Annotated in this window: 14 protein-coding genes and 1 pseudogene; 6 read left to right on the forward strand and 9 right to left on the reverse strand. The window is 50.3% G+C overall.

What is annotated here, in order from left to right; translation table 11 throughout:
• Positions 1–27: 27 nt before the first annotated feature.
• The 4 genes from yjfF to AC50YG_RS22935 all read right to left on the reverse strand — a co-directional run bounded on the left by yjfF (position 28) and on the right by AC50YG_RS22935 (position 4,724).
• Positions 28–993 (reverse strand): galactofuranose ABC transporter, permease protein YjfF, encoded by a 966-nt coding sequence (gene yjfF, locus AC50YG_RS22920; RefSeq protein WP_473756215.1) that lies wholly within the window; start codon positions 991–993, stop codon positions 28–30.
• The gene (locus tag AC50YG_RS22925) at positions 986–2,014 is read right to left on the reverse strand and encodes an ABC transporter permease (protein WP_473756216.1); all 1,029 of its coding nucleotides are present in this window, start codon (positions 2,012–2,014) and stop codon (positions 986–988) included. Before AC50YG_RS22925 ends, yjfF begins: the two co-directional genes overlap by 8 nt.
• A gap of 6 nt (positions 2,015–2,020) precedes the next feature.
• Positions 2,021–3,541, reverse strand: a complete 1,521-nt coding sequence (locus AC50YG_RS22930; protein WP_473756217.1) for a sugar ABC transporter ATP-binding protein — start codon at positions 3,539–3,541, stop codon at positions 2,021–2,023.
• Between the two features lie 133 nt (positions 3,542–3,674).
• Complete coding sequence (locus AC50YG_RS22935) at positions 3,675–4,724, reverse strand: ABC transporter substrate-binding protein (protein WP_494829942.1); 1,050 nt, start codon at positions 4,722–4,724, stop codon at positions 3,675–3,677.
• Positions 4,725–5,001: 277 nt separating this feature from the next.
• Here AC50YG_RS22935 and AC50YG_RS22940 point away from each other — a divergent pair, with 277 nt between their 5' ends.
• From AC50YG_RS22940 to AC50YG_RS22955, 4 genes are all read left to right on the forward strand, one after another.
• Positions 5,002–6,831 (forward strand): sensor histidine kinase, encoded by a 1,830-nt coding sequence (locus AC50YG_RS22940; protein ID WP_494829944.1) that lies wholly within the window; start codon positions 5,002–5,004, stop codon positions 6,829–6,831.
• Positions 6,809–8,467, forward strand: a complete 1,659-nt coding sequence (locus AC50YG_RS22945) for a response regulator transcription factor (protein WP_494829949.1) — start codon at positions 6,809–6,811, stop codon at positions 8,465–8,467. The genes AC50YG_RS22940 and AC50YG_RS22945 overlap by 23 nt, the downstream gene beginning before the upstream one ends.
• Positions 8,436–9,500: a sugar ABC transporter substrate-binding protein gene (locus tag AC50YG_RS22950; RefSeq protein WP_494829954.1), complete on the forward strand. Its 1,065-nt coding sequence runs from the start codon at positions 8,436–8,438 to the stop codon at positions 9,498–9,500. The genes AC50YG_RS22945 and AC50YG_RS22950 overlap by 32 nt, the downstream gene beginning before the upstream one ends.
• Before the next feature lie 182 nt (positions 9,501–9,682).
• On the forward strand, positions 9,683–12,823 hold the full coding sequence (locus tag AC50YG_RS22955) for a hybrid sensor histidine kinase/response regulator (RefSeq protein WP_494829956.1): 3,141 nt from the start codon (positions 9,683–9,685) through the stop codon (positions 12,821–12,823).
• Between the two features lie 87 nt (positions 12,824–12,910).
• On the opposite strand, the gene AC50YG_RS22960 is transcribed toward AC50YG_RS22955, so the two are convergent.
• Positions 12,911–13,585, reverse strand: a complete 675-nt coding sequence (locus tag AC50YG_RS22960; protein ID WP_494829958.1) for an RloB family protein — start codon at positions 13,583–13,585, stop codon at positions 12,911–12,913.
• Positions 13,575–14,840 (reverse strand): AAA family ATPase, encoded by a 1,266-nt coding sequence (locus AC50YG_RS22965; RefSeq protein ID WP_494830423.1) that lies wholly within the window; start codon positions 14,838–14,840, stop codon positions 13,575–13,577. The genes AC50YG_RS22960 and AC50YG_RS22965 overlap by 11 nt, the downstream gene beginning before the upstream one ends.
• A gap of 133 nt (positions 14,841–14,973) precedes the next feature.
• Between AC50YG_RS22965 and ybaK the strand changes: the two are divergent.
• A pseudogene (gene ybaK / locus AC50YG_RS22970) lies at positions 14,974–15,447 on the forward strand (Cys-tRNA(Pro) deacylase).
• Between the two features lie 66 nt (positions 15,448–15,513).
• On the opposite strand, the gene AC50YG_RS22975 reads toward ybaK, so the two are convergent.
• From AC50YG_RS22975 to AC50YG_RS22985, 3 genes are all read right to left on the reverse strand, one after another.
• Positions 15,514–16,011: a DinB family protein gene (locus tag AC50YG_RS22975; protein ID WP_494829960.1), complete on the reverse strand. Its 498-nt coding sequence runs from the start codon at positions 16,009–16,011 to the stop codon at positions 15,514–15,516.
• A 271-nt stretch (positions 16,012–16,282) separates the two neighbouring features.
• Entirely contained in the window at positions 16,283–22,738 is a 6,456-nt protein-coding gene (locus AC50YG_RS22980) for an immunoglobulin-like domain-containing protein (protein WP_494829962.1), read from the reverse strand.
• A 259-nt stretch (positions 22,739–22,997) separates the two neighbouring features.
• Positions 22,998–23,798, reverse strand: coding sequence for a GNAT family N-acetyltransferase (locus tag AC50YG_RS22985; protein ID WP_494829964.1), 801 nt, complete (start codon positions 23,796–23,798; stop codon positions 22,998–23,000).
• 180 nt (positions 23,799–23,978) lie between these two features.
• Here AC50YG_RS22985 and AC50YG_RS22990 point away from each other — a divergent pair, with 180 nt between their 5' ends.
• Positions 23,979–26,372 carry a transglutaminase domain-containing protein gene (locus AC50YG_RS22990; RefSeq protein WP_494829966.1) on the forward strand — a complete coding sequence of 798 codons (2,394 nt, stop codon included), beginning with the start codon at positions 23,979–23,981 and terminating at the stop codon, positions 26,370–26,372.
• Positions 26,373–26,455 lie beyond the last annotated feature (83 nt).

Below are 26,455 nucleotides of genomic sequence, written 5' to 3' on the forward strand. Positions count from 1 at the left end.
TGCGCTGCACCCCTGAACCGCAATCTATTAAGCTTTTTGCATTTGCCGCCTTGCACTGAGCAGACGCTGCAGGACGATGAACAGCAGCAGCAGCAGGCCGATGACAATCTTGGTCCACCAGGAGCTGAGCGTGCCTTCAAAGCTGATAATGGTTTGGATAACCCCTTGAATCAATACGCCGAAAAAGGTTCCGAGAATATAGCCGACGCCGCCTGTCAGCAGCGTACCGCCAATGACGACCGCAGCGATGGCATCCAGTTCCAGTCCGACCGCATGCAAGCCGTAGCCTGACAGCATATAGAACGTAAAGACGACACCCGCAAGCGCAGAGCAAAGTCCGCTAAAGGTATAGACGAGAATTTTCGTGCGGGCGACGGGCAGCCCCATTAACAGCGCGGAGGATTCGCTGCCGCCAAGCGCATACGTATTGCGTCCGAAGCGGGTATAATGGGCCAAATAAATCGCTGCAGCTACCACAACCAATGCGATAATGACGCTGATGGAGATAAAAAAGCCGCCCGGCAGCTTGATTTTCGTCTGCGCCATGCTCGTATAAAACGGGTGATCAATCGTAATCGTATTGATGCTAATGACGTAGCACAGCCCCCGGGCCAGAAACATGCCGGCGAGCGTGACGATGAACGGCTGGATTTTAAAATAATGGATGATCGCTCCCATCAGCCAGCCGAAGGCTGCGCCCAGCACGAGCACAAGCGGAATGACGACGGCAGGCGGCCAGCCCTGCTGCTGCACGAGGCTCGCCGAAATCATCGTCGTCAGCGCAATGACCGAGCCGACCGACAGGTCAATGCCGCCGGAAACGATGACGAAGGTCATGCCGACCGCGACGATAATCAGAAAGGCGTTGTCAATGAGCAGATTGAGCAGCACCTGCAGCGAGAAAAAGCCGGTGTAGCGGAACGAGCCTGCCGCAAACATCAAAGCAAGCAGCGCGGCTGTCACCACGATTGGGATATACTGTCTTTTAAGCATGGCGTTTAACCTCACTCTCTGCCGGATAGCGGCGTGTCTTAAAGCGATGTGCCAGCGTCTTGCGGAACGTCTCCGACTGAATAAGGCAGACGAGCAGCACGACAAACGCTTTGACTACAAGCGTTATTTCCGGCGGAACGCCGATCATGTAGATCGTCGTCGTCAGCGTCTGAATAATGAGCGCGCCGACGACCGTGCCGAGCAAATAAAAGCGTCCGCCATTGAGCGAGGTGCCCCCGATGACGACGGCAAGAATCGCGTCAAGCTCATACCACAGCCCGGCGTTGTTGCCGTCGGCGCTGGATACATTGGCGCTGAGCAGCAAACCGGCGATGCCGGCGCATAAGCCGCAAAACATATAAACGGCGATCATGACGACTCGCGAGCGAATGCCGGCCAGGCGGCTCGCTTCGGGGTTGCAGCCAACGGACTCAATGAACAGGCCGAGGGCGGTTTTGCGCGTCAGCAGCGCTGCAATCAGCAGCACTCCGCCAGCGATAAAGATGGAGAAGGGCAGCGTGAGCAGCGAGCCTGCGCCGATGAACTTATAGGCGCTGCTCGATACGGTAATAATCTGCCCGCCTGTAATGAGCTGGGCAACGCCGCGCCCAGCAACCATTAAAATGAGCGTGGCAATAATCGGCTGAATGCCGAAGACTGCCACAAGCATGCCGTTCCATAAGCCCAGCACAAGCGCCAGCACTAGAGCAATGCCGATCGCGCTGAGCACGAGGCCCAGCATGTTCTGATCCGTGCCTTGGCTGAGCATCATGCAGGCCATGGCGCCTGCGATAGCCACGATCGAGCCGACCGACAGGTCGATGCCCTTCGTGGCAATAACGAGCGTCATGCCGATAGCGACGAGAATAAGCGGCGCGCCAAAATTCAAAATATCAATCAAGCTGCCGTACAGCTTGCCTGCCCGCATTTGCACGGAGAAAAATTCCGGCTCATAAAGCAAATTAAATAATAACAGCGCCCCCAGCATGACCAGCGGCCAAAATAAATGATGTTTCACCATGCTTGCTCACTCCCCTGCCATGGCCTGCATAAGCTGCTGCTGGCTCATTTCATCTTCTGCTATTTCCTTGACTACTACATGGTCTCGCAGCACCGCGATCCTGTCGCTGACCCGCAGCACCTCCTCCAGCTCCGAGGAGACGAACAGCACCGACATGCCTTCACCCGACAGCTTCAGCACAAGCTTCTGGATTTCCGCCTTTGCGCCAACATCAATACCGCGCGTCGGCTCATCAAGGATGAGCAGCTTCGGCTGCGTCAGCAGCCAGCGTCCAAGAATGACCTTCTGCTGATTGCCGCCGCTAAGGTTCTTAATCAGCTGCTCCGGGTTAGGCGGATTAATATTGAGCGCCTTGATATATTCGTCAGCAAACTCATCCTGGCGCTTGCGGGGAATGGCGCGAAACCAGCCGCGCGTCGCCTGCAGGGCGAGAATCATATTTTCACGAACCGTCAGCTCGTCGATAATGCCTTCTGTTTTGCGGTTTTCCGGGCAGAAGGCAATTCCCTGATCAATCGCCTCGCGAGGAGAAGCGATGCCCTCCTTCACTCCATTCACCCGCAGCGCGCCATTATCAGGCCGATCTGCGCCAAAGAATAGCCGCGCAAGCTCCGTCCTTCCTGAGCCAAGCAGGCCTGCAAGACCAACAACCTCGCCCTTGCGAATAGTCAGGTCGAACGGCTCAATGGCCCCTTTGCGGCCCAGAGCCTTCGCTTCGATAACCAGATCCTTCGAATGCTCAGCAGCGGGTGCCGTCTCTTTCTCACGCGGTAGCGCATCGAGCTGCTCCAGCTCCTTGCCGATCATTTTCGATACGAGCTCTATCCGGGGAAGCTCCTTCGCCAAATACTCCCCTACAAATTCTCCGCCACGGAGAATGGTTATTCGATCGGACACCTCATACACCTGATCCAGAAAATGCGTGACGAACAAAATGGCCAGCCCTTCCGCCTTCAGCTTGTTCATCACCTCGAACAGCTGCTTCACTTCATTGCGGTCAAGGCTTGACGTCGGCTCATCCAAAATGAGCACCTTCGCCGAAATATTCAGCGCCCGCCCAATAGCAACAAGCTGCTGAATCGCGACAGAATAGGCCGATAACGGCAGCTTTACATCCAAACGAATTTGCAAGCGGGTAAGCAGCAGCTCCTCGGCTGCCGCATTCATCTCTTTCCACAAAATACGGCCAAAACGCCGCGGCTCGCGGCCGATAAAAATATTTTCAGCAACTGTCAAATTCGGACATAGATTCACTTCCTGATAAACCGTACTAATGCCAGCCGTTTGCGCCGACTGAGGGCTGTCGATGGCCATACGCTGACGCGCAAGCTCTACCGTGCCTTGATCAATGGAGTAAACACCTGTCAGCACCTTAATCAAGGTAGACTTTCCTGCCCCATTTTCGCCCATCAGCGCATGGATTTCGCCGGGAAAGAGGCGAAAGCTGACGCCGGATAAAGCTTTTACGCCTGGAAAGCCTTTATGGATATTGCTCATTTGCAGGATAGGTTCGCGTTCCCGCTCCATCTTCTTCTCCCCTTTGGTTTTGAATTTTGCCTATGCTCCTATTCGCTTATGTGTAAGCGATAAAAAAGGAAGCCGTCCGCCTGGTACGTAGACCAGCCTTACGCGGCTTCCTTCGCTGGCTTCTGCGCTGCTTCTAGTATTTCCGGTCAGGCAGGGCAGCCTTCGCTTGCTCCGAAGTAAAGACGCCTTCCTCGGTTACGATACGCTTCTCAATCGTCTTGCCGTCCAGCACATCCTGTACTGCCTGCATCAATTGCGGTCCGAGCAGTGGATTGCATTCGACGATAAAGTTGATTTTGCCTTCGCTTGCTGCAACGAAGCCGTCTTTGACGCCATCGATGGATATGATGATAATGTCCTCGCCCGGCTTAAGGCCTGCTGCTTCAATCGCTTGAATCGCGCCCAGCGCCATGTCATCATTGTGAGCATAGAGAACATCGATTTTTTTATTCGCTTTTAAGAATGATTGCATAACCTCATTGCCCTTTGCACGAGTGAAATCACCCGTTTGTGAAGCGATAACCTTCAGGTTGGCATTGCCCTTGATGATTTCCTCAAAGCCTGTTTTGCGATCGATCGCTGGTGCCGAGCCTGTTGTGCCTTGCAGCTCAACAATGTTGATTTCTTCAGTCGAATCCTTGTATTTATCAACGAGCCATTGTCCAGCACGGCGGCCCTCTTCAACGAAGTCGGAGCCAATAAACGTTTGGTACAGCGAAGTATCTGCCGAATCAACAGCGCGGTCTGTCAAGATGACCGGAATACCCGCATCCTTCGCTTCTTTTAATACCGTATCCCAGCCAGATTCTACGACTGGAGAAAATGCGATAACGTCTACCTTCTGCTGAATGTAGGAGCGGATCGCTTTAATTTGATTTTCTTGTTTTTGCTGAGCATCGGAAAACTTCAAATCGTAACCCGCTGCTGTAGCCGATTCCTTAATCGAGTTCGTATTCGCTGTACGCCAGCCGCTTTCGGCACCAACCTGCGCGAAGCCGAGCGTCACTTTTTTGTCCGCCGGTGCTGCCGCTGGCTCACTGCTCGCCGCTGCCGGAGCATTCGTCCCACCAGCATTTCCTGCTCCTGCCGTATTCGTTCCTCCATTGCCGCTTCCGCAAGCGGATGTGACGAGCAGCATCGTCGCCATCAGAAGCGACATGCCTAGTTTTCCTGCTTTTTTCATCTTTGTATTACCTCCCCTGTCATTCACCAACGTTTGGCGTGCCCTCATTATAGAACGCTTACAAAAGGTCAGGATACGGAGTCCGATAGCCTTTCGATTTGATTTTTTGGGTAATTTTTCAGCAATAGCGGCAAATGGTTTGATTTTTTGTGCGAAAGGTGGAAATTTAGTCGATCGCACATCTGTGCGTAGCGAGGTCAACGACAATTTGGTATAGTGAAGGTTGGACAGTTTTGAAATCGCATTCATTTCCAATTTGAAAGGTTCCTATAAACCTATGAAGCTGATGCGCTGGATTTTCTCAAGCCTTCGGGCCAAGCTGCTGCTGATGTTCATTATTTTGACCTCCGTTCCGCTGATCGCGGTTGGCCTGATATCCTATCAAAAATCGTACAATGCGGTATCTGATCACAGCAAAGCGGCGACGATGCTTGTTGTAGGCCAGCTTGGCAATGACATTGATGCGCTGCTCGAGGATACGGGCAGGCTGCTGGAGCTGGAAAACAACCCACAGGTGCTGCATTATTTATTTTCGCAAACGGATACGTATGAGGATGCCAAAGCGATTATTCAAACGATGAATTTGTACCGGGAAACGTATAAATATGAAAGCGTGCTCAACATTACGGTCGTCAATCTGTATGGACGGGGCTTAAGCGAGCGCAAAGGCGTGTTCCAGCTGGACAGGAATCCGCTGCGCAACCCGCATTTTCAATATTTGCTTAACCATCCGGATGAGGTATTGAACATTCCCCCGCCGGACGCCTCGCCGCTTGACCGTCTCGACGGCTTTCATTATTCGCAGCATAACGTCATCTCTATCATGGCAACGGTCAAGCAGCAAATTACCCACGAGGTAATCGGCTTTATCGTCATCGATTTAGATGATTCGATCATTGAGCGTTACTGTGAAAATATTACGCTTGGCGAGAGCGGCTACGTGTATGTGCTCGACCAAGCAGGCAATCCCATCTTCCTCCCCTCGGCCATGACGAGTGTAGCGAAGGCCCAGCCGCCTGCTGATCTCAGCGCACAGCTCGCTTTAGAGCAAAACAGCTATGTGGATTACAGCAACGGCAGGCCGAAGTTCGTCGCCTTCACAACCTCGTCCACCACAGGCTGGAAAATCGTCGGCTCCGTTCCGCTGCAGGAGATTGTCGCCGAGGCGAATGAAATTCGCCAACTGATCATTATTAGCGTGCTGCTCAGCATCGTGTTTGCGATTACGCTGCATTATTTCATTACAGCCCGCCTGACGCGGCCGATCCAACTGCTGAAGAGCAAGATGCGGCTGGCAGCCGGCGGTTTTCTCGAGGTCAAGGTGCAGCCAAGCGGCCATGACGAAATTGCCGATTTGGGCAACAGCTTCAACATTATGCTGGAGAAAATTAAGAGGCTGCTCATGCAAAGCATTGAGGAGCAGGAGCATCTGCAGAAGGCCGAGCTGCGAACGCTGCAAGCGCAAATTAATCCGCATTTTCTCTATAATACGCTCGATTCCATCGTATGGATGGCGGAAGCCGGGCGCAGCGGGCAGGTTATCCAGCTGGTGCAGGCGCTGTCGCGCTTTTTCCGCATCAGCCTCAATCGGGGGCGGGACTGGATTGCCCTAAAGGATGAGCTGGAGCATGTGCAAAGCTATTTGATCATCCAGCAGATGCGCTACCGCGACATATTGGACTATGAGCTGGATGTGCCGGAGGAGCTGAAGGATTTGCCGATTTTGAAAATGACGCTCCAGCCCATCGTTGAAAATGCCTTATATCACGGCATTAAAAATAAACGCGGTAAAGGTTTAATCCGCATTTATGGTTATGCCAGCCAAGATTCGGACTTATATTTAATAATTGAAGACAATGGCATCGGCATGAAGCAAGAGCGTCTTGCCGAGCTGCGCGAGGCGCTCCGCATGCAGCATATTCCCGAGGAAACGGGCTCGGAGGTATCCGGCGGCTTCGGCCTGCATAATGTCCAGCAGCGTCTGCGCCTCTATTACGGGGAAGCCTATACCGTTATCGTAGAAAGCGAAGACCAGCTTGGAACAAAGGTTACGATCCGCATTCCAATGGAGAGGATGAAGCCGAATGAAAAAGGTTATGCTCGTTGACGACGAGATTCTAGTCAGGGAAAGCATTCGGGACTGTATCAATTGGGAGCAAGAGGGCTTTATATTTTGCGGGGACGCCTCCGATGGCGAGCTGGCGCTGCCGCTTATTGAGCAGCGCCAGCCGGATATCCTCATTACCGATATCAAGATGCCGTTTATGGATGGCCTGGAGCTGAGCGCCATCGTCCGCGAACGGATGCCGGATATCAAAATCATTATTCTCAGCGGGCATGACGAATTTGAATATGCCCGCGCGGCACTGCGAGTCGGCGTAGAAGAATATTGCCTCAAGCCGGTCAGTGCTGCCGATATCGTGCGGACGCTGCATGACGTCAGCCGCAGCATTGACCGCGAGCGTTATGAGCGCGAGCTGCTAGAGAAGAAGCAGCTCGCCCAGGGCGGAAGCGCAGAACAGATGCGGCATAAGCTGCTCAGCGATTTATGCAGCGGCTTTATTACAACAGCGGAAGCCATCCATCAGGCCGGCTCGCTTTCGATTGGACTGACGGCCAGCTATTACGCAGCCGCCATCTCGGACATTCGCTGCTCGGAAGGCTCCGTCAGCGTTGATTTAGCTATTCAGCAGCAGACGGAGCTGCTGCTGCACGAAGCGATCAGCTCCCTCCTGCCGGGAGCGCTCTCCTATAAGCGCAGTCAGACGGAGACGATCTGGCTGCTCAAGAGCGATTCGCTGCCGCAGCTGCAAGAGGTGCTGGCGCGCTTCGCTTGCAGCTGGAAGGAGCAGGCGGAGCGCAGTGCCAGCTGCACGATAGCCGTTGGCATCGGCAGCATTCAGGATCGCCTGCAAGGTATCCACTCCTCCTATTTGGAGGCGGAGGATGACAAGCACTGGCGCAGGCTCTCCGGGCAAAACCGCAAGGCGCTGCGCGATGCCGCCTCCGGCTTATCCGAGCAATCGGTGGTCGCTCAGCGCCAGCGCTTCATCGACTTTCTCAAGCTCGGCACGCCCGCCAAGACGGAGGCTTTCGTCGCCAGCTTTGCGGCTGGGCTTCAGCAGCTGGACTGGCGCGGTGCCTTTTACGGCTATTATTTGCTTAATGATCTGACGATTGAAGCTGTTCATATTGCCAAAGCCATTCAGCGGAATCCGGATATGCCGAAGGAGCAGCTGGATAAGCTGCAGCTGGCAATGAGCGAGGTCCGCAGCCAAGAGGATGCCTGCTGCTATCTCCAAACGCTGCTGGCGCAGTTCTGGCAATGGCGCGCCGGCGCCGCGGATAAGTACGCCGAGATGCTGAGCCAGGTAAAGGACTATATTTTGAAGCATTATGGCGATGATCATTTGTCGCTGAATGATGCGGCGGAGCATGTGCGCGTCAGTCCCAGCCATCTTAGCAAAGTGTTCAGCCAAGAGACGGGCCAGACCTTTATTGAATTTCTAACCCACACGCGCATCCGCAAAGCGATGGAGCTGCTGCAGGCGTCGAATGCAAAGTCGTATGAAATCGCCCATCAGGTCGGCTATAATGATGCACATTATTTTTCTAATTTGTTCAAGCGGGTAACCGGCATGACGACAACGCAGTTTCGCAAGCAGCAAGAACAAGGTGGCAGCTCGCCCGCTGCAGGAGGAGTGTATCACCATGCAAGCACTAGCGGCATTGTTCTTCCATAGACGGGCTGCTTTACGACGAAGGGCCGTGCTTACTGCTTTGCTTACAGTCCTGCTGGTGCTCACCTTGCTCATGACAGGCTGTACAAATAATGAAGCAGCGGAAGATATCCGCACCGTCTCATCGAGCAGTTGGGATAGCGGCTCGCCAGCATCCTCCCCTTTTGCATCAACTGCTTCAACAGCAGCACCCGACATCGCCACCTTTGGCATTATATATCCGATGGCGCATCCGTATTATGAGACGGTGACGGAATCCGCTAAAGCAGCAGCAGCTCTGCGCGGCGTGCAGCTTATTGTGAAAGCGCCGGATGAAGCGAATCTGGAGCAGCAGATCCGCATGATGGAGACGATGATTGCCTCGCAGGTAGACGGCATAGCGCTTGATCCGATTGATGCGGAAGCGCTCGTGCCTGTCATTAACAAAGCCGTACAGGCGGGCATTACGGTCATTTGCTTTGAATCCGATTCACCAAGCAGCAAGCGCGCTGCGTTCATCGGAACGGATCATGCTGCTGCGGGCGCCCAGATGGGGCATATGCTGTCCGAGCTGCTAGGCGGGCGGGGAATGGTTATTGTCGAAAACGGGATGACGCGGATGAAAAGCTTAAGCGAGCGCCTAGAAGGCATGCTGACCTATATTAACGAGCAGACCGACATTCAAGTGCTCGAAGTGCAGTATAACGAAGGTAACGAAACCCGCGCTTTGGCGCAGCTGGAAAAAATGATCGACGACCACCCGCATTTTGACGCGCTCGTATCGATGGATGCCCTCTCCGGCTCCGCCTCGGTGCTCGTCTGGAAAGCGCAGGGTCTAAACCGCTATTCCCTAACCTTCGGCATGATGCCGGAAATCCAAGAAGCCATTCACAATGGGCAAATTACAGCGTCGCTATCGCAAAATGAACAATTATGGGGCACACGCATTATCGAGCGGCTGCTGCAAGCGTTCGCAGGCGAGACGCTGCCTCTATTTGATGATACAGGTACGCTAGAGATTACGCAGGAAGACATCTCCCTTTTAAACGCCCCCTAGAATAGCACTGGTGAGCCTTCATAGGTCTCCAATGCTCATTCCAAGGGGCGTTGTTTATTTTCGCGCACACTGAGTTCTTCCCCTCTTTTCCCTCTAGCATCCTAGTAAGAGAACGGCAACCTCCTGTGCTATAATGTAAAGGATTAACAATATAGAACGGTCAAAAGAGGTTTTATTCATTTATGACAAAATTGATGAACATCATGCAGGCAAAACATATAACACGTTTTAAATATATAACGATCATGCTATTGATTTTTGCTGTATTAGTTGGCATGAGATGGGCGTGGTCTGTCGTTTTTCCCATGTCTGACCAGCAACCGCATGCCGTTGGCGGTGTGCTTGACCTTCGCGGTATCGAATTAGAAAATTCCCCCGCGCTAAATTTGAATGGAGAATGGCAGTTTTATCCTGAAAAATTCTTAACGGGCAGCGAGCTTTTGGGGATGGAATCCGATGCAAGTCACGTTGTCGTTCCAGGCGATTGGAGCAGCGTGCTGCCGCATCATTCAAGCAACTCGTACGGGTATGGAACATATCATCTTCGCATTTTGATCGATCCGCTTCAGACTCCTGTTTCGTTCTGGTTCAAAAAAATTCAGGCGGCGTCAGAAATTGAAATTAACGGAAAAAATGATGGGGGCAAGGGCAAACTTGCCGATGCTGCAAATGAATATACGCCAAAAAGCGCCTCGTTCACCTCTACTTATGGCATTGAAGGAGCGACAGAGATCGAATTAGTCATTCGCGCAGCCAATTTTGACAGCCCTTATCAGGGCGGTATTGTAACGCCGATTCGCTTTGGCACTGCGGCCACTATTGATTTTGTACGCTGGTACTCTATTGGGTTTCAGATGCTCGTTTTTCTTATTCTGCTGCTTCATTGTGCATATGCTTGCATTCTCTACCTCTTAAGTCCGCAAGAGAAGACCTTGTTGTTCGCAGCGCTATTAACATTATCCGTTGGCATTACCATTCTAATTGGTCACGACAATATCCTTTTATTATGGCTACCGATCAACTATACTTGGGCGTTCAAAATTAGACTGATCACTCTGCTGTGGCAAAATATATTCCTGCTGCTGCTATTCAATAGCTTCAACACCGCCCCACTGCGAGAGAACTGGTTCCGCACATACAATGCGGCCATCGTTGTTCTTACCGTCATTTTTCTAGTTTCGCCAGTCTCTATCGTTTATAGACTTATCCATTTCAATGTATTGAATACGATAAATTTCATCTCATTCGCCTGGTTTATCTACATAGTAGGAACGATGTTTTTGCAAAAAAATAAAGATAATGACATCATTTACTTGCTGTTATCTGCAGCAGGCATTCTTTCCAACTTATTATGGAGTATGGCTGAGAATATAAGAGATGTTACCACCGTCTACTATCCCCTCGACATTATTTTTGCCATTATTGGCTTTTCGGCCTATTGGTTTAAAAAATATTTTCGAAATGCGATAGAAAACAGAGACTTGAACAAGCAACTGCAAAAAGCGGATAAAATTAAAGACCAATTTTTGGCTAATACATCTCATGAGCTCCGTACCCCGCTGCATGGCATTATGAATATTGCTTACAACGTGGTCACCAAAGAGAAGTCTAGACTTACGAAAAGCAGCCTTGAGGACATGCAGCTCCTCATTACAATCAGCAGGCGAATGTCGCAGCTGCTTGGCGATCTTCTCGATGTTGCTCGGCTTCAGGAACAACGCATTGTTTTGCAGCGAGAGCCCTTGAGCATTCAGGCTATCGCACCCGGTGTTATCGCGATGCTGCAATTCATGAAGGAGCACAAGCCAATTAATCTGCATATGGATATATCCGAATCGCTGCCCTTCGTTATCGCTGATGAGAAAAGGCTCGTTCAAATTTTATATAACCTGCTGCATAATGCCCTCAAGTATACGGAGGAAGGAAGCATTGCCATCTCCGCCGAAATGAGAGACAAGCAAGTGATTATTCATATTTCCGATACGGGACTCGGTATAGATAAAGAAACGCAGGAGAAGATTTTTCTTCCTTATGAGCAAGGTTCTTTTGGGATAAGCGACGGGCAAGGCATTGGACTGGGCTTAAGTATTTGCAAGCAGCTTGTCGAGCTGCACGGCGGAGCATTGACGGTTCGCTCTGAATTGGGCAAAGGCTCTGTATTCAGCTTTAATCTTCCGTTGGCAGATGAGGCTAAGCTTCCGCAGGCACAGTTCCCGAAAACTTCTGGACAGGTGCCCGCAATCATGGAGGAGACGCCCGCTGGCTTCCTGCTCCCGCATCATTTCTCAGGGGAAATAGAGGCTGCTGCCACAATTGCGCCGCTGCTTAAGGAAGAGCACACCCATATTCTTGCCGTTGACGACGATCCGATCAATCTGAATGTTCTCGCGAGCATTCTTTCGACCGAACCGTATACCCTTACAACCGCCCGTTCCGGACGTGAAGCGCTGCAATTGCTTGGGACAAGGCAGTGGGATTTGCTTATCGCTGACGTCATGATGCCACAAATGTCCGGCTATGAATTAACGCAGAAAGTAAGAGAGAAGTTTTCCATGTCGGAGCTGCCCGTATTGCTTCTAACCGCACGCAGCCAGCGAGCCGACATTTACACCGGATTTTCAGCGGGAGCAAGCGACTACGTGACGAAGCCCGTAGATGCTCTGGAGTTAAAATATCGGATCAGAGCATTGATAGCACTGAAGCAATCCATTAATGAGCGTCTCCGTATGGAGGCCGCCTATTTGCAAGCGCAAATTCAGCCTCACTTCCTATTCAACACCCTTAATTCATTAATGGCATTAAGTGATATTGATACGGAAAGCATGCGCAAGCTGGGTGAGGCTTTCTCGTCCTTTTTACGAATTAGCTTTGATTATCTCAATACAGGAGAGTTAGTAGAGCTGTCTCATGAGCTCGCGCTCGTCGAAGCCTATCTATATATTGAAAAAACGCGGTTCGGGAATCGGCTGTCGATTGAATGGGAGGTGGAGCCGGGCATCCGCCTGCTGCTGCCCCCGCTCTCTATTCAGCCGCTGATCGAAAATGCCGTCAAGCACGGTCTCCTCAGCCGAAACGCGGGAGGTACGATTCAGCTTTCCATCACTCGCCGGGAGGGTTTTACCCTTATTGAAGTAAAGGATAATGGCAAGGGAATGGATCAGGAGAAGGTCGCTCAATTGCAAAATGCTGCTTTGAGTGAAAAAGCTGGAATTGGCATCCCTAATACGAATCGACGATTGCAGCAGCTATACGGCCAGGGCTTGTCAATTGTGAGCAGCATTAATGAAGGAACAACGGTGTCGTTTGTTATACCGGATCGATAGGGTTGATCACAAGTCAGGCTTACTATTGTGCGTAAAATGAAAATGACCGAATAGGTCGCCAGCTTTATTCGGTCATTATCATTAGTTTTACAGCTCATTTAGAATACGTTCCATAAGTAAATGGACCGTTGTGAAAGGATTCATTTGTCGAATATCCTTTTCCATATTTAGATTTTGCTTCCTATAGCGCTCCTCAAGTTCAAAAGCATGCGAAATGGCACTTCTTAAGTTATCACCGTTCCCAACTATTTGACGGATAAGACCAGGATCAGCTTTTGAGTACGTTTTGCCTAAGGCGACATTTAATCTGGATTCTATTTTTGTTTTGGTGTTAGAATACAGCTGTTCTACTTGTTCAAAATGCATAAGTAGCCAAGTTTCAAACAATAGACTAGTTAAGGATAATGTATAGTTATTAGCCGATGAAAGCATTTCAATAATGACCCGTTCTATCTCAGTTGGAGCATCGCAATCAAATACGAGATGTTTTTCATATAAACTATACTTTCGAAGATTAATTTCATCCTGAAGAAATTCTTCTGCAAAATTTAGAACTCTTTGGGCATTTCCTCCCGCTGGAATTGATTCTATATCTAGATGCGCATACTTATTTTGATTATTGCGAATAATGCTAGCAAAATGCTCAAAATAGTAGACTTCAGTAGGTCCTTCGCAAATTAGAAGCACTTTACCCAAATTACTGTGGCGTGTTTCGATTTGCCTAGGCATAAACGGATTTAATCTGGCAATATCAATCACCACCGTTTCGATTGACTATCGGCTGAAAAATGGGAATTGCGCCATACTTACCATTAAAATAATCCTTATTGTAAGTCGCATCTTGTCTAACCGTTTTCAAATCAGCCAATGAGTATAACGTAGAAGCTCCCCGTTCATTTTTATCAACAAACATAATTTCATCGCGCCTGAACTGCTCTTTATTTAGAATGGATGTATCGTGAGTAGTAAAGATTAGTTGGGCCTGATTAGTGTTCGTATCCGATTGAAAGAGATCTACAATAAATTTTGTTAGCAAAGGGTGGAGTCGAGCCGATAACTCATCAATGACAAAAACCCCACCCTTTTCAATCAGAATCAAAATTTCTTGAATAAAAGAAAGAAACCTTAGTGTGCCGGATGATTCTTGAGGGAGATCAAAAGTTTTAGTTCCCACCCGAACACCATCTGCGTTATAGACAGGGTGAATCGTTTTAATTAGTGGCTCTTGCTCCTTTTGCCCCCTTTTTTTGTTCATAACCCACTCCTGTTCAATGACGATGTCCTCAATGCCCACATCAATTTTTCGTATATATTCTGCGACCTTTGTACGAAAGTTATCATCATGAACAAGTCGTTTGGAATGTGACCAGGAATCGACGGTGCCTTTTATACTCGATTCTAAAATTAATTCAAAGTGAACATTGAATCGACTTCGGAAAAAGTCTTTAAAACAGTTGACCGTTTCATTCATTTCATCGGTAGCAAAGTAGTCGAGCACAGAAAGATAAAGTCGATCTTCGCGATATTTATTGAAATGCTTTAACTGGGACTCATATTTTTTCCCAAATGAAATTCCCTTTTCACCTCTATCGAAAACAAGAACATTATCGATGCTTAGCCATTCTGTTAAAATGAGAGAGTCTTCAATAGAAAAACCATATTGAAACATTCTCTTCTGGTGAATAAAAATCATTTCAAATTCAATGCAGGCATTTATAGGCTCACTTAGCAAATAAGGCTGGATAGAGGAAAGTTGTCGTGGCTCCTCAACTTCGTCGTTAGGGTGTTGAGATTGTTTTTCCTGAAATAAATGACTAAAAATTAATCGTTCGTACCAATGCATTGCACTAATTAGATTTGATTTCCCACTGGCGTTTGCCCCGTAAATGGCTAACGTTTTCAATAAATTCACCGAATCCTGTTTAATAATATGGGAACTATGTTGGGTATAGGAAGTAGCACGCATGTCTAGAACAGCTTCTTCATGGAAGGAAGAAAAGTTCTTACAACGGAACATAACTAGCACAATACCACCTCCTGATTCTCACTTTGATATTTTCTCAATTATAGCATGATTATTCACATAATTACTCGAATTCAAACCAATAATGTTCGAAAAAAACGAATCAATAGAACAAGGAGAACACATTATGCAAGTAACCAAAACAAATGCCATGCGCATGCTGGATGCCGACCATATTTCTTATGAGGTGCACACCTATGATAACGAGGATGGGAAAATCCACGGCAGTGCTGTAGCTGAAAAAATTGGAAAAGCTCCGGAGAGCGTGTTTAAAACGCTGGTCACTCACAGCGGAAACAGCCTCTAAATTTTTGTCATTCCCGTTGGGGCTGAGCTGGATATGAAGAAAGCGGCCATAGCGGCCGGAGAGAAGAGGCTTGAAATGCTGCCAGTGAAGGATTTGCAAAAGTGGACGGGCTACATACGCGGCGGCTGTTCTCCAATTGGTATGAAAAAACGGTATCCTACCTTTATCGACAGCAGCGCTGAATTACAGGAGACGATCGTCGTCAACGCCGGGAAGATTGGCCTGCAGCTGGAGCTTCCCCCTGAACAGCTCGCTGCTACTGTCGCTGCATCATTTACTGAGGCCATAAAATAAGAGGCTAGGGGCTGCTAATTTAAATAGCATTTACCCCTAAGCAATTGTAAAAGGTGCTTCTACCCGTTACGCCGGAAATCCGCCTCCTGGTGGCGGCCATGCACCATAAAAGCGGCGCAGCAGCACAATTTCGCCCAGATGGTACGAATTGTGGGACGCAATATTGCGCAGCAGACCCGCTTTTGTCTCACCTGGAAAATACAGAAGCGGCTCATCCAGCTGTGCGGTTTCGGCAATAGCTACCGCTTGATCGACTCCAGCCAGAAAGGCCTGAATATCCGCCTGCCACGCTGCCTCATCTTGTGGGGCAGTCTCTTCAGGCCAGCTCTCCATGACGTTTGCGGGAAGCTGCGGCTTACGTCCTTCCAAGTGCTCCAGCATGAAATGCTGCCAGAAATGCATATGTTTCAACAGCTGGTAGATGCTGTAAGGCATATTTTGATGTACGCGCCCGGCTAACTCGGCATTAATGTCAGGTAGAGCACGGGCAATACGAATATGACCGCGTTCCCCTACCAGCGATTTGACAAGGGCTTGTCCAAATAAATGATTTGCATCTAACATGTATCGTCATCCTCTCTTGTAGACCTTTCTGCCACGAGCATAAATGATCTGTTATAGATTGTACCTCTTTGTGAAAAGCGATGTCCAGTTTGCTCTCCTGTGCTAAAAACCAGCTAACTTTGCTTCTCCTAGTACTTTCGCCTAAAGCTAGTGCTGAGTAACTTCTAGCCATACGTATTTCTGAAAATAAAACGGCGGCAGCTCCCGGGCAAAATTTCGGGAGCCGCCGCCGTATTTTTATTTCGCTGATTTTCCAGCTGGTTTCTATTGCTTATTCTACGAATGCTGCCAAAATCGTCGCGACTTCAGCTCGGGTAATACTGCCCTGCGGTTTGAGCGTGCCATCGTCGTAGCCGCTCAGTACATTTGCTGTGGACAAGGCAGCTATCGCCTCCTTCGCCCAGTCTGAAATCGCTGCATCGTCAGTGAATATAAGCCCATTACTATCCCCACTGAGCGCAAGCTTTTCTTTCATAATGCGGTATACGAGCACAAAAGCTTCCTCTCGTGTAATGGCATCGCCCGGCCTGAACGTGCCTGTGGCATCGCCGCTAACAATTCCCGCTTCACGCAAGGCATGAACCGCCCCGCTGTACCAAGCATCTGCCGATACATCGCTGAAGGTTGCCGTTGATCCAGCAGCAGTAGAGTCAAGACCAAGCATGCGATAGATGACCGTCACAAATTCAGAGCGGCTCATCGCGGCATTCGGCTTGTAGCTGCCGTCCGGATAACCCTTCATTAATCCCTTTTCCGTCAGCTTTGCAATCGAAGCGCTTGCCCAATGGTTCGCTGTATCGCTAAAGGCGCCAGTCGGCGGTGTGCTAGGTGCCGCACTCGGTTTTGCTGGCATTGTGCCTGGCGCTGTCGACGGAATAGATATGATCGGCGTCGTTGTTGGACCAGTCGTCGAGCCTGGTAGGGTCGGTGTCGGACCCGAGCTTGGTGTCGGCGGTGCTGGTGTTGGACTAGGTGTCGGTGTTGGCGTCGCACCTGGCGTTGGCGTTGGCTCAACCGGAGGTGTCGGTGTTCCACCACCGTTATCTTCCCCTGCGGTTACCGTCACTGCCGATACGGCCATAAATCCACCATCTACCGTTGCAACGCTAATATAGGCTGTACCTTCTCCAACCGCGTGCACATAGCCTGTTGCATCCACCGCTGCCACAGCCGGATTACTGCTCGACCAAGCAACAGATTTATTCGTCGCAGCCGCAGGCGCAACATTTGCCGCAAGCTGCGCTCCTTCCCCTGCTTTCAGTGCAAGCGCTGAAGGCGCAAGCTGCACACCGGTTACTTTCGTTCCTGACCCAGACTGTCCTGCCTTCGGTACACTTACAAGCAGGCGGTCATATTCCGCTTGTGTCACGGGAATAACGGTACCGTGGCGCGGCCTTGACGGCAGGTCATAATTCGTCGATATTTTCCATTCCCCTGAATCGAGGTCTGTTGTCTCAAACGGCACATAGCCTCGGCCGCCGAATTCATCGATGAACATATACCATTTTTCCTCCGTATTGGACTTGAATATGGTCGGACCTTCCCCCTGGCCAATTTGTCCGCGCCCAATGCCCTCCTTGATCAGCTTAAAGCTGCTGTCAAAGACACTGCTGCCTGACTCTTGAAAAATAAACTTCCCATTCGGTGTCGCACTGCTAGTGCTGCGCTCATCCTTTGTAAAACGATATACTTTGCCATCATGCCCAATCATCGTCGTATCAATAATCGAATAACCATCATTCATATACTCGACCGGCTCCGAGAACGTATAGAAATCGCGTGTCTTAGCCACCATCATGCGCTGATGCGTACCTACGCTGTGACTCTCATCTTCATACATTTTCGATGCCCAAAATACGGCGTATTCTCCTGTCTTCTCGTCGTAAAACGCTTCAGGAGCCCAAGTATTTCCCGCTTCTGGCGGAGATACCTCTACCATTCGCTGGTTCGACCAATTCACAAGATCCGTCGATTCCCAAACCATAATGGAACGGCTTCCGCTCGTCTGGGAGGCACCCCAATCGCCATTGCCGTAAATTTTCAAATCGGTTGCGATCAGATAAAATTTGTCGCCCTCCGGGGAACGAATAATAAACGGATCACGCAAACCTTTTTCACCCAAATTAGAGGTGATTGCTGGAAGTCCTCCATTCAGCTCCTGCCAATGCAGCGCGTCGTTGCCTTTGCTTAGTGCAAAATAGATTTGCTCGCCGCTTGCCGAGCCTTCCCCAGTAAAATAAGTGAATGCATAGCCTTTATAATCGGCTGGCGCAGGCAGCGGCTTCACCGTCGCTATGAACGCCTTCGAAATAGAGGTTGCGCCATTCGTGATGATGGCGGTCAGCTTAACGGTTACATCCTGTGTGCCGTGCGCGGGACGTGCAACCTCGCCTGTTGCCGTGATGACATTAGGCTGCTCGCTGACCCATGCAATGGACGACCCGTTCGCTCCCTTCACAGGCAGCGTCAAATGCCCGCGAACATCGGCCAGATTGTAGATGATTAGGCTTTGCGCATCCAACAGCGCCTTCTCCATAAGACTGGCATCCTTCTCCACAATGACCGTGAAGCTGCGAGTCACCGATTTGGTCCCATCCGTTATCGTAGCAATAAGCGTGACGCTCTGATTGCCTGCCTCGCTGGCAGGACGTAGGACAACACCCGTATTCGACACCACGCTCGGCGTGCCCGAAACCCAAGTGATTGTCGTGCCATGTCCGCCGCTAGCCGGAAGCTTCAAATTCGTGCGAATGCTGTCCTTGCTCGCATTGCCGTTCAGAAAAGCGCTGTAATCCAATTGATTCGCCGCATATTCCAGCGTGAGCCCATCTAGCGCGGCAATCTTCGCAGCTGCTTCCTGCTGAAGCACCCCGATTTCCGCTCCGCTCAAAGCGCCATTGAACAGCTTAAACTCAGCGATCATGCCACCGAAATACGGATCTGTTGCATAAAAGGATTTGCCGATATAACCGCTGATGCCGCCTGCATTTTGAATTTGGGCCATAGTCATGCCACCCGTTGGTGTTGCTCCTACCATAACACCATCAATATAGAGCGTTAGCATCTGCTCCCCTTCAGATAAAACCGCCGTGACCAGCTTCCACTGATTAGTCGGCAGACCAGCTGTATGCTGCGCCGCAACCTCGTTGTTCCATGAATTTGTCGCAATGCCCGCGCGCGCATTCGCTGACGACGTATTATAACGCGGTGTAAAATACATATATTTGGTGCTATTCTGCCCCAATGCGAAGGCCCATTCCGCCCCAGCCTTGCCGCTCCAGTTCATCAGCATCGATACCGTCGTATCGGCCAGGCCATCGGTCGCTCCTTTTGGCAGCTCAATATAGGAGCTGGTCGTGCCGCCTGCGAAGCTGATGACACCATTCTGCCCGGCATGAATCCACTCTGCTTTTTGCGAATTGACCCAAGTGCCATTAAAGCTTCCAGCCAAATCCTTCACCGTCGTGCCATCCACTTGGCCCATATCATAATGGACGATCGCCTTAGGCGCCTCCGGCTGCTCGCCGCCTCCCGGTGCTTCCGGAATGTCCGCTGCAAGCGCAGCAACCTGCTCCTTCGTCAGCGCCCGATTGTAAATACGGAAATCGTCGAGCTTGCCGTCGAACAAGCCGTGACTCGCATTCCGGGATTTCCCGATGTAGTTCATCGTCGTCTGCAGCAGCATGCGCGGCTCTACGTTGAAGGTGCTGCTGCGTGATACTTCTTTCCCGTCCACATACATGACCGCCTCGAAGCCATCGATGGATACCGCCACATGATGCCAAACGCTTGCCGCTGGCTTCGCCGTGCGAAGCGCATATTTATAGCCTGCACCAAGCAGTGTCGAGTCATTGGCAAACTTCTCTGTGAATGGCGTCACGATAGCAAACTCAAGGCCTCCATTATCGCCTGTCGTGCTCAAGTACATCGTATTGCGGTTAGCGGCTCTGCCCGTATCTGATGCAAAGTCAAAAATCCGCTGGTTGAGCTTGTTCTGATCCGCCCTCACCCAAGTCGCAATGGTCGTCTTCTCCAAATTCAAATCGCGAACAAGATTGTCTGGCAGCTTTACATAGCCCGTTGTGCCGTTCAGCTCCACCGAGCTGCCGGAGTCGCCTATTTTATCCGTCTGGTTAATGGAGGCTCCACCAACGAGCTCCGCATCATGTCCCTGCCCCGACATATCCTTCACAAGCGTGCCGGTTACGCTGCTGCTGTCGAACGTATAATGCACGACTGGCTGCTCCTTTTCCACTGGACCAGATACGCCGTATTGCGCTTGCAGCGCATCATATTCCGCCCGCGTTACCGGAATGACCGTGCCGTGGCGCGGCCCTGGCGGCAGCGCATATTGATCAGCAGCGAGCAGATTATCCCTGAACTGCGCTCCGTCCTCCAGATTGTTCGAGACGCGCACATGATAGGGCCAGGAATCGAGGAACATATACCATTTGTCCTCCCGGATATCCTTGAATAGGGTTGGCCCTTCATTGTTTCCGCCATGCCCAATTCGTCCCTGGTTGCCATTTTTCGTTCCGGCAATCGCCGGGAACTGATAGCCATTGGCCGCAATGCCATCCACATCGTCAAAGACGTTTGCTGCCTTCTCGTAATACACCTTGTAGCCGATTTCCGATTTCGTAAAACGATACAGGTCATTGCCCTCCTGCAGCATCGTCGTATCAATCGTCGGGAATGCTTCATCCATATACACCTTTGGCTCGGAGAAGGTATAGAAATCCCGCGTCGTCGCGTAATACATGACATTGTATTGCCCCGATGGGCGACCGCCCGTATATTTGCCATACGTATCTGCAGCCTTCATCGAGGAAGCCCAGAATACGACGTATTGCCCCGTCTTTTCATCGTAAATCGCCTCTGGCGCCCAAGTGTTGCCGCCATTTTTCGGCGCGACGTCGACCATGCGCTGCTCGCTCCAGTTGACGAGATCATCAGATTCCCAAATCATAATGGAATGGCTGCCCGTTATTTGCGCCTGGTCAAAATTCGTGCTTTCGCCCATGCGCAAATCCGTCGCCAGCAAATAAAACTTATCGCCCTCATGGGAGCGCATAATGAATGGATCGCGCAGCCCCTTCTCGCCGAGTGTCGATTGAATAATCGACTGGCCATTATTCAGCGCCCGCCACTTGAGCGGGTCCTCGGCTGTCGCAAAGGAAATTTCTTCTCCACCCTCATATTCCCCGGTAAAATAAGCAAAGAAATACGCGTCATAATCAAGGCTCGGCGGAGCCTGCTTCACGGTCAGGTGGAACAGCCGCTCCACGCTTGCACTGCCTTTTTTCACCGTGGCCTTCAGTGTAACAGCAGCATCCTTGTCCGCAGGACGCAGCACTCTGCCCAGCTGGGTCAGATCGCCCGCCGCCTGTGCCGAACCTTTCACAATCGCCGGATCGCTGGATTCCCACTCGATGGTGGAGCCATTTCCTCCAAGCTGCGGCAGCGTCAGATTTCCCTTCACCTGATCGGTATGAGGAATGACCAAAGCCTCCATATCCGCCTGAGCGATAGCGCTTTCAGAAAATTCCTTCAATACTTTAAAGCTCAGCACTCGCTCCATGGAAAGCCCCTGATACGTCAGGCTCGCCGTTAACTGAACCGGCTTATCCGCTTCTGACGCCGCTGGACGCGTCACCTTTCCATCCGCGGCGATGACCGTCGCATCGCTGGAGCTCCATGCAATCGCTACGCCATTGCGTCCAGTTGCTGGCAGCGTCAGATTTTTCGTAACCGCATCAGCGCTCACATCGCCTGAGGCAAGCATCGTCGCTGGAGCTAGTGCATCCGCTGCTGCTGTTAGCACAAGCTGCTTGAGATTCGTAATTGTGCTGGAAGTCTGCGTATACAGCTCAGACGCCTGCTGCTCATTCAGCGCATAATTGTAGACGCGGAAGTCGCCTACTAAACCGCGATAGAAAGCATCACCCGCGAAAATAGACTTGCCAATATAACCGGAATAATTCGACCCAGTCGCTATAATATCGGCAAGCTTAATGCCCTTCGCCGAGCCGGAGGCGGCCTTCACGCCGTCCACATACAGCGTTATCGTATCCGCTGCACCGGAGAATACGACCGTAACCTGCTTCCAGGCTCCGGCTGCAAGCGAGGTAGTGCCTTTCCAAATCGCTTCATTGCGCCAGCCGCTTTTCGATATGCCCGCAGCCACGTAATTGCCTGTGCTGCCATGACGCGGCGTAGCAAACAAATATTTGTTGCCGTTCTCGGGATCGCTCGTCGTGGCGCCCAATCCGAATATCCAGCGATTCGTGCCGTCGTTCTCCCAGTTAACGAGCGAGGAAATCGTGACATCGGTTAATCCGCTCAGCAGATCCTCGCCGCCAGCGCCTTTCGGTATTTCAATATAGCCGCTGTTCGCGGAAGCAGCGCCTCCGTTAAAGCCAGCAAAACCGGCAGACCCATCCGCTACAAGCTGGCCGTTCGACGGATTGCGGAAAATGCCATCATATGCGCCTGTTCCGCCAGCTACATTTTTCACAATCGTCTGCCCTGCATCGGTCACCGTCGTTTTCATATCATAGTGTAAAATCAGGCCGGGCTCGTACACCGACTCCGCTGCCGATATGCCTTCATTCGGATTTGCAGATTCCTCCTCCGTTGCCCAAGCCGCGCGTGGCGCAAGTCCCGTCAGCGTGCTGAGCAGCATAGCGGCAATCATCAGCACAGCTGCTATTTTTCTTCGCTTCATGTTTCCCCTCCTAAATGTATGCGTTTTCATTGGTTCGTATTAATTAAATAGCATAGCGCCCCGCTTCTCAATGGGATTATTTATGCCAGTCGTTTAATTTTTTGTTCAATTCAGGATAAGCGATATTAAAAATAGAATAAGCAGGCTAAAAGGTTGTTTTTCACCTTTTCTAAGGAGGCAATTCGTGCGATTTGTGAAAGCGAGGATTTGTTTACTTAAGGAGGCTGAAGATGCTGGCCGTCTGGCCAGCATCCATGGTCTATATGGAAAAAACGCGGCCTTGATAGCGATGAACCTGCTCGAACCCTACCCGCAGCGCCACTTTTTGAGAGCCTTCATTATCTGATGAGCAGTCCCAATAGGGCATATAGCCATTTTTTACGATTTCATTGACGACTAGACTCGCCAGATGCTCCCCCACGCCCTTCCTCTGATGCTGGGGAAGGGTTTCAATGCCTATCGCATGCGTATCCCCGGTCACAAAACTGGAGTAACACACCCCTATAATTTCCGAACCTTCTAGCGCGGCAAAGCCATATCCTTTTTCCAAAAAATAATCTTTCGATGACCAAAATAGCTCAAGCGTATCTTTCACAAATGCTAGATTCGTACACGGCAAGTCATCCCAATCCGCTGTTTTGAGATTAAAGGTCTTGATCCCTCTCGTGCTTGGTACCGGAGGCTCTTGTAACAGCTTGAATACGAACTGCTCAAACGGATGCAGGCTTCTTGAGGGGAAAATCTCACCCAGCCTCCACTTGTCATGCTGGCCTGAGCATTCAAAATGCTGTAATCCAGCTTTGCGCATTCTAGGTGCCACATGAGTATTAATATAATCATCCAGCTCAGCGATAAATGTCGGATTCGTAGCGTCGCCGATTAAATAGAATCCCTGAATCCCCTTGCTCCATACTAAAGCCGTCCCCGGCTGAGCCATTTGGTCCACAAAAATCCAGCCCGGGTTATTTCCTTCAATGACGGAAACCATTTCGGGATGCAAAAAATGACCTTCAAGAAGCGGCCTTACTTTATAAAAATCAACTTGGGCTAATTCATACATTTGCAGCACTCCTCAATATTAGAAATAGAAGAATAATTCATCTTCCTGCAGCCATTTACCTTAAAATACCATTATATCACCGATCCATAGAGCAATCGTTTTTTTGGAAAAAATGAATTGAACAATTATATTTAACGAGTTAAAATTTTCATATCGATATCAATTAGAGGAGCTAAATAAATGAAAAAAATGCTGCTCAGCCTGCTGGTCATGTGCCTGCTGCTGACGGGCTGTATGTCAGATGCCGCCAATGGCTTCAATTCCAGCATTAAGCTGCTTAAATATGCTTGGCAGACGCCGGAGAAGCTGTCCGTGCAGCAACTAAAGCAAAAATACGGCGAAACCAGCAAGAAACCGATCATGCCGCTCTACAATGTAGCAAAAGATAGGAAGTTCGAGTTTAATTTCCAATCTGATTTGTCGCAACTCGACATTTTAAAATGGGAGGAAACGATCACCGTTCATACCGATCGGCAGGCGCTGCCCTCCAGCCAAATGGCTTCATTCAACCGGGTCACCCCTGTAGAGGGCAACAAAAGTATGATTACGGTCGAGCCGCTGGATTCAGGTGTGCTGCCGCTTCCTTCCGCTTCCTCCTATAATCAATTGGGCTGGGGCAACGCGCCGATTTATTATCTCCGCATTGATTATGACATGGCTTCCACTACGCCCCAAAAGCTAGAGGAGCCGCTCATTATCCCATTCACGGTACAGTCCAAGCTGCCCGTTCCTAATCTCAGCTATGAAATTAGCGAGGAGGGCAGGCTAAAGCTCGTCTGGGATAAAATAACAGGGATCAGCGAATACAAGGTGTATCAGACCTTCCCCGAAGCTCGGAAAACGGATGGCGTAACAAGCGCTCCCGGCAAAAAATCCGCTTTTTATTTGGAGTCCCCTGTCCTGATTGAGCGGGTCAAAGGAACGGAGCTAGACGATTTTGGCGATACCACTTACGACCAAATAGAGCTCGATAGCGGCGAGAGCTTTACACTCGCGCAAAATACCGGAGTACAGGGCAACTTCTATGTTACCGCCGTCGCAAACGGCAAGGAATCCAACTTCAGCGTTCCCGTCGTGACGGCCGATCTGTCGAGCCAGCTTCCGACGGAGGTTGTGGACGAATATGAAGGAGAGCTGTTCGGCAACACCTACGAGTACGTGGATGATCTACCCTACAGTGTCGAAGTAAAGCATACCGATGGCTCTATCAGCTTTAAGGACATCGTGTATGAAACGGATGAGCTTGTCCTTGAGCCATCGAGCCCCCTGCGCATTCCGTATTCCATTAAAGGCACGGCGCTGACAGGCGTCGTCTGGGTTGAAGACGTCATCCTTGAGGATATCGATTATATCGCTTCTTGGTATGAAGACGAGGATGGGGAAGCCGAGGGTACAGCTAATACCGGCTATGTTCAGCCGGAAAATACGACCTATTTTATACCGGATGCCAATGTGCCGACGATTATTACTCGCTTCACCAAAGCGTCTTCAGCCACAGACAATCTGATTGATCGGCAAATCGATAATACGCGCCGGGTCGTCGCCAAGGGCGATAAAGCAACCGTCCCAACCGACAAGCTGCTGGAGAAGCTGCATATTTCTGCTGACTCGGCACTGGAAGAATATTTGGCTCGCAACTTGATGACCGGAGAGGAAGACATTTCGCTCATGTCCTTTCCCGAAGCGCAAAATACCGAGGTTCTCATTGATGTCGTCGAGAAGGTCATGTACCAAAATCCTTATATTATCGGGCTGGCAAGCTACGGCTACGATTACCGCACACTTACGCTTTATGTGTCCTACGAGAATCCCGTCAAGGAGATGCGCGCGAAGCAGCGGGAAATTATGCAGGAGGCCGAGCGCATTATTGTAGCCACCATTACGCCTGAAATGAGCGACGAGGAAAAACGGCTGGCGCTTTATGACTATTTGAACGATACGGCGGTGTACGATGATGAGGCGCTGGATAATGCGTATAAATATGATTTTCGCAAGGTGGACCCCGAGTTTTATGATGCTTACAGCACCTATGGCATTATGATCAATAAACTCGGCGTCTGCATGAGCTATGCCTACACCTACAAGCTGCTGAACGATCTCGCTGGCGTGGAGACGATTGTCGTAACCGGCTATTTGGATGGCGTTCCGCATGCGTGGAACAAGGTTAACATTGAAGGAGAATGGCTGAACGTCGATCCGACCAACAATGCGACTAATTCTGACGTTCCCTATATGCTGTATAACGCCAACGATGCTACTGCAATCAATGAGGAATATATAGAGGATGTCTCTTACTGGCTGGATGATGAGCTCGATCAATATACGGGCGAGAGCAATAAATACGACTACTATGTGAAAAATGGTCTCGAAGTGACTTCCAATAAGCAGTTTCGTATCGAATTGAAGAAGCTCGTGCAAAGCGGGCAGGAGCAAATTATTTTGCGCCTCTCCCCTGAGGTTGATTATTCAGAAATGCTGGATGACACTTGGGATATTGTATGGGAGGAATTACCTGATCAATATGATGATGCCGAAATGTATTATATGGGCAGCTACGTGCTGCTGGAATTATAAGGTTTGACGAAGCAAAGCCCGCACCTTCAGCTAGCGTTGAAGGTGCGGGCTTTTGTTGATTCGGCTAAATTTACCGCTGTTCC

The sequence above is a fragment of the Paenibacillus sp. J31R34 genome (assembly GCF_059383715.1).

What these genes read in the sequence shown, in the direction of transcription:
- yjfF (WP_473756215.1), bottom strand. Translation starts at nt 993, where the DNA reads ATGCTTAAAAGACAGTATATCCCAATCGTGGTGACAGCCGCGCTGCTT.
- AC50YG_RS22925 (WP_473756216.1), bottom strand. Translation starts at nt 2,014, where the DNA reads ATGGTGAAACATCATTTATTTTGGCCGCTGGTCATGCTGGGGGCGCTG.
- AC50YG_RS22930 (WP_473756217.1), bottom strand. Translation starts at nt 3,541, where the DNA reads ATGGAGCGGGAACGCGAACCTATCCTGCAAATGAGCAATATCCATAAA.
- AC50YG_RS22935 (WP_494829942.1), bottom strand. Translation starts at nt 4,724, where the DNA reads ATGAAAAAAGCAGGAAAACTAGGCATGTCGCTTCTGATGGCGACGATG.
- AC50YG_RS22940 (WP_494829944.1), top strand. Translation starts at nt 5,002, where the DNA reads ATGAAGCTGATGCGCTGGATTTTCTCAAGCCTTCGGGCCAAGCTGCTG.
- AC50YG_RS22945 (WP_494829949.1), top strand. Translation starts at nt 6,809, where the DNA reads ATGAAAAAGGTTATGCTCGTTGACGACGAGATTCTAGTCAGGGAAAGC.
- AC50YG_RS22950 (WP_494829954.1), top strand. Translation starts at nt 8,436, where the DNA reads ATGCAAGCACTAGCGGCATTGTTCTTCCATAGACGGGCTGCTTTACGA.
- AC50YG_RS22955 (WP_494829956.1), top strand. Translation starts at nt 9,683, where the DNA reads ATGACAAAATTGATGAACATCATGCAGGCAAAACATATAACACGTTTT.
- AC50YG_RS22965 (WP_494830423.1), bottom strand. Translation starts at nt 14,840, where the DNA reads ATGTTCCGTTGTAAGAACTTTTCTTCCTTCCATGAAGAAGCTGTTCTA.
- AC50YG_RS22975 (WP_494829960.1), bottom strand. Translation starts at nt 16,011, where the DNA reads ATGTTAGATGCAAATCATTTATTTGGACAAGCCCTTGTCAAATCGCTG.
- AC50YG_RS22980 (WP_494829962.1), bottom strand. Translation starts at nt 22,738, where the DNA reads ATGAAGCGAAGAAAAATAGCAGCTGTGCTGATGATTGCCGCTATGCTG.
- AC50YG_RS22985 (WP_494829964.1), bottom strand. Translation starts at nt 23,798, where the DNA reads ATGTATGAATTAGCCCAAGTTGATTTTTATAAAGTAAGGCCGCTTCTT.
- AC50YG_RS22990 (WP_494829966.1), top strand. Translation starts at nt 23,979, where the DNA reads ATGAAAAAAATGCTGCTCAGCCTGCTGGTCATGTGCCTGCTGCTGACG.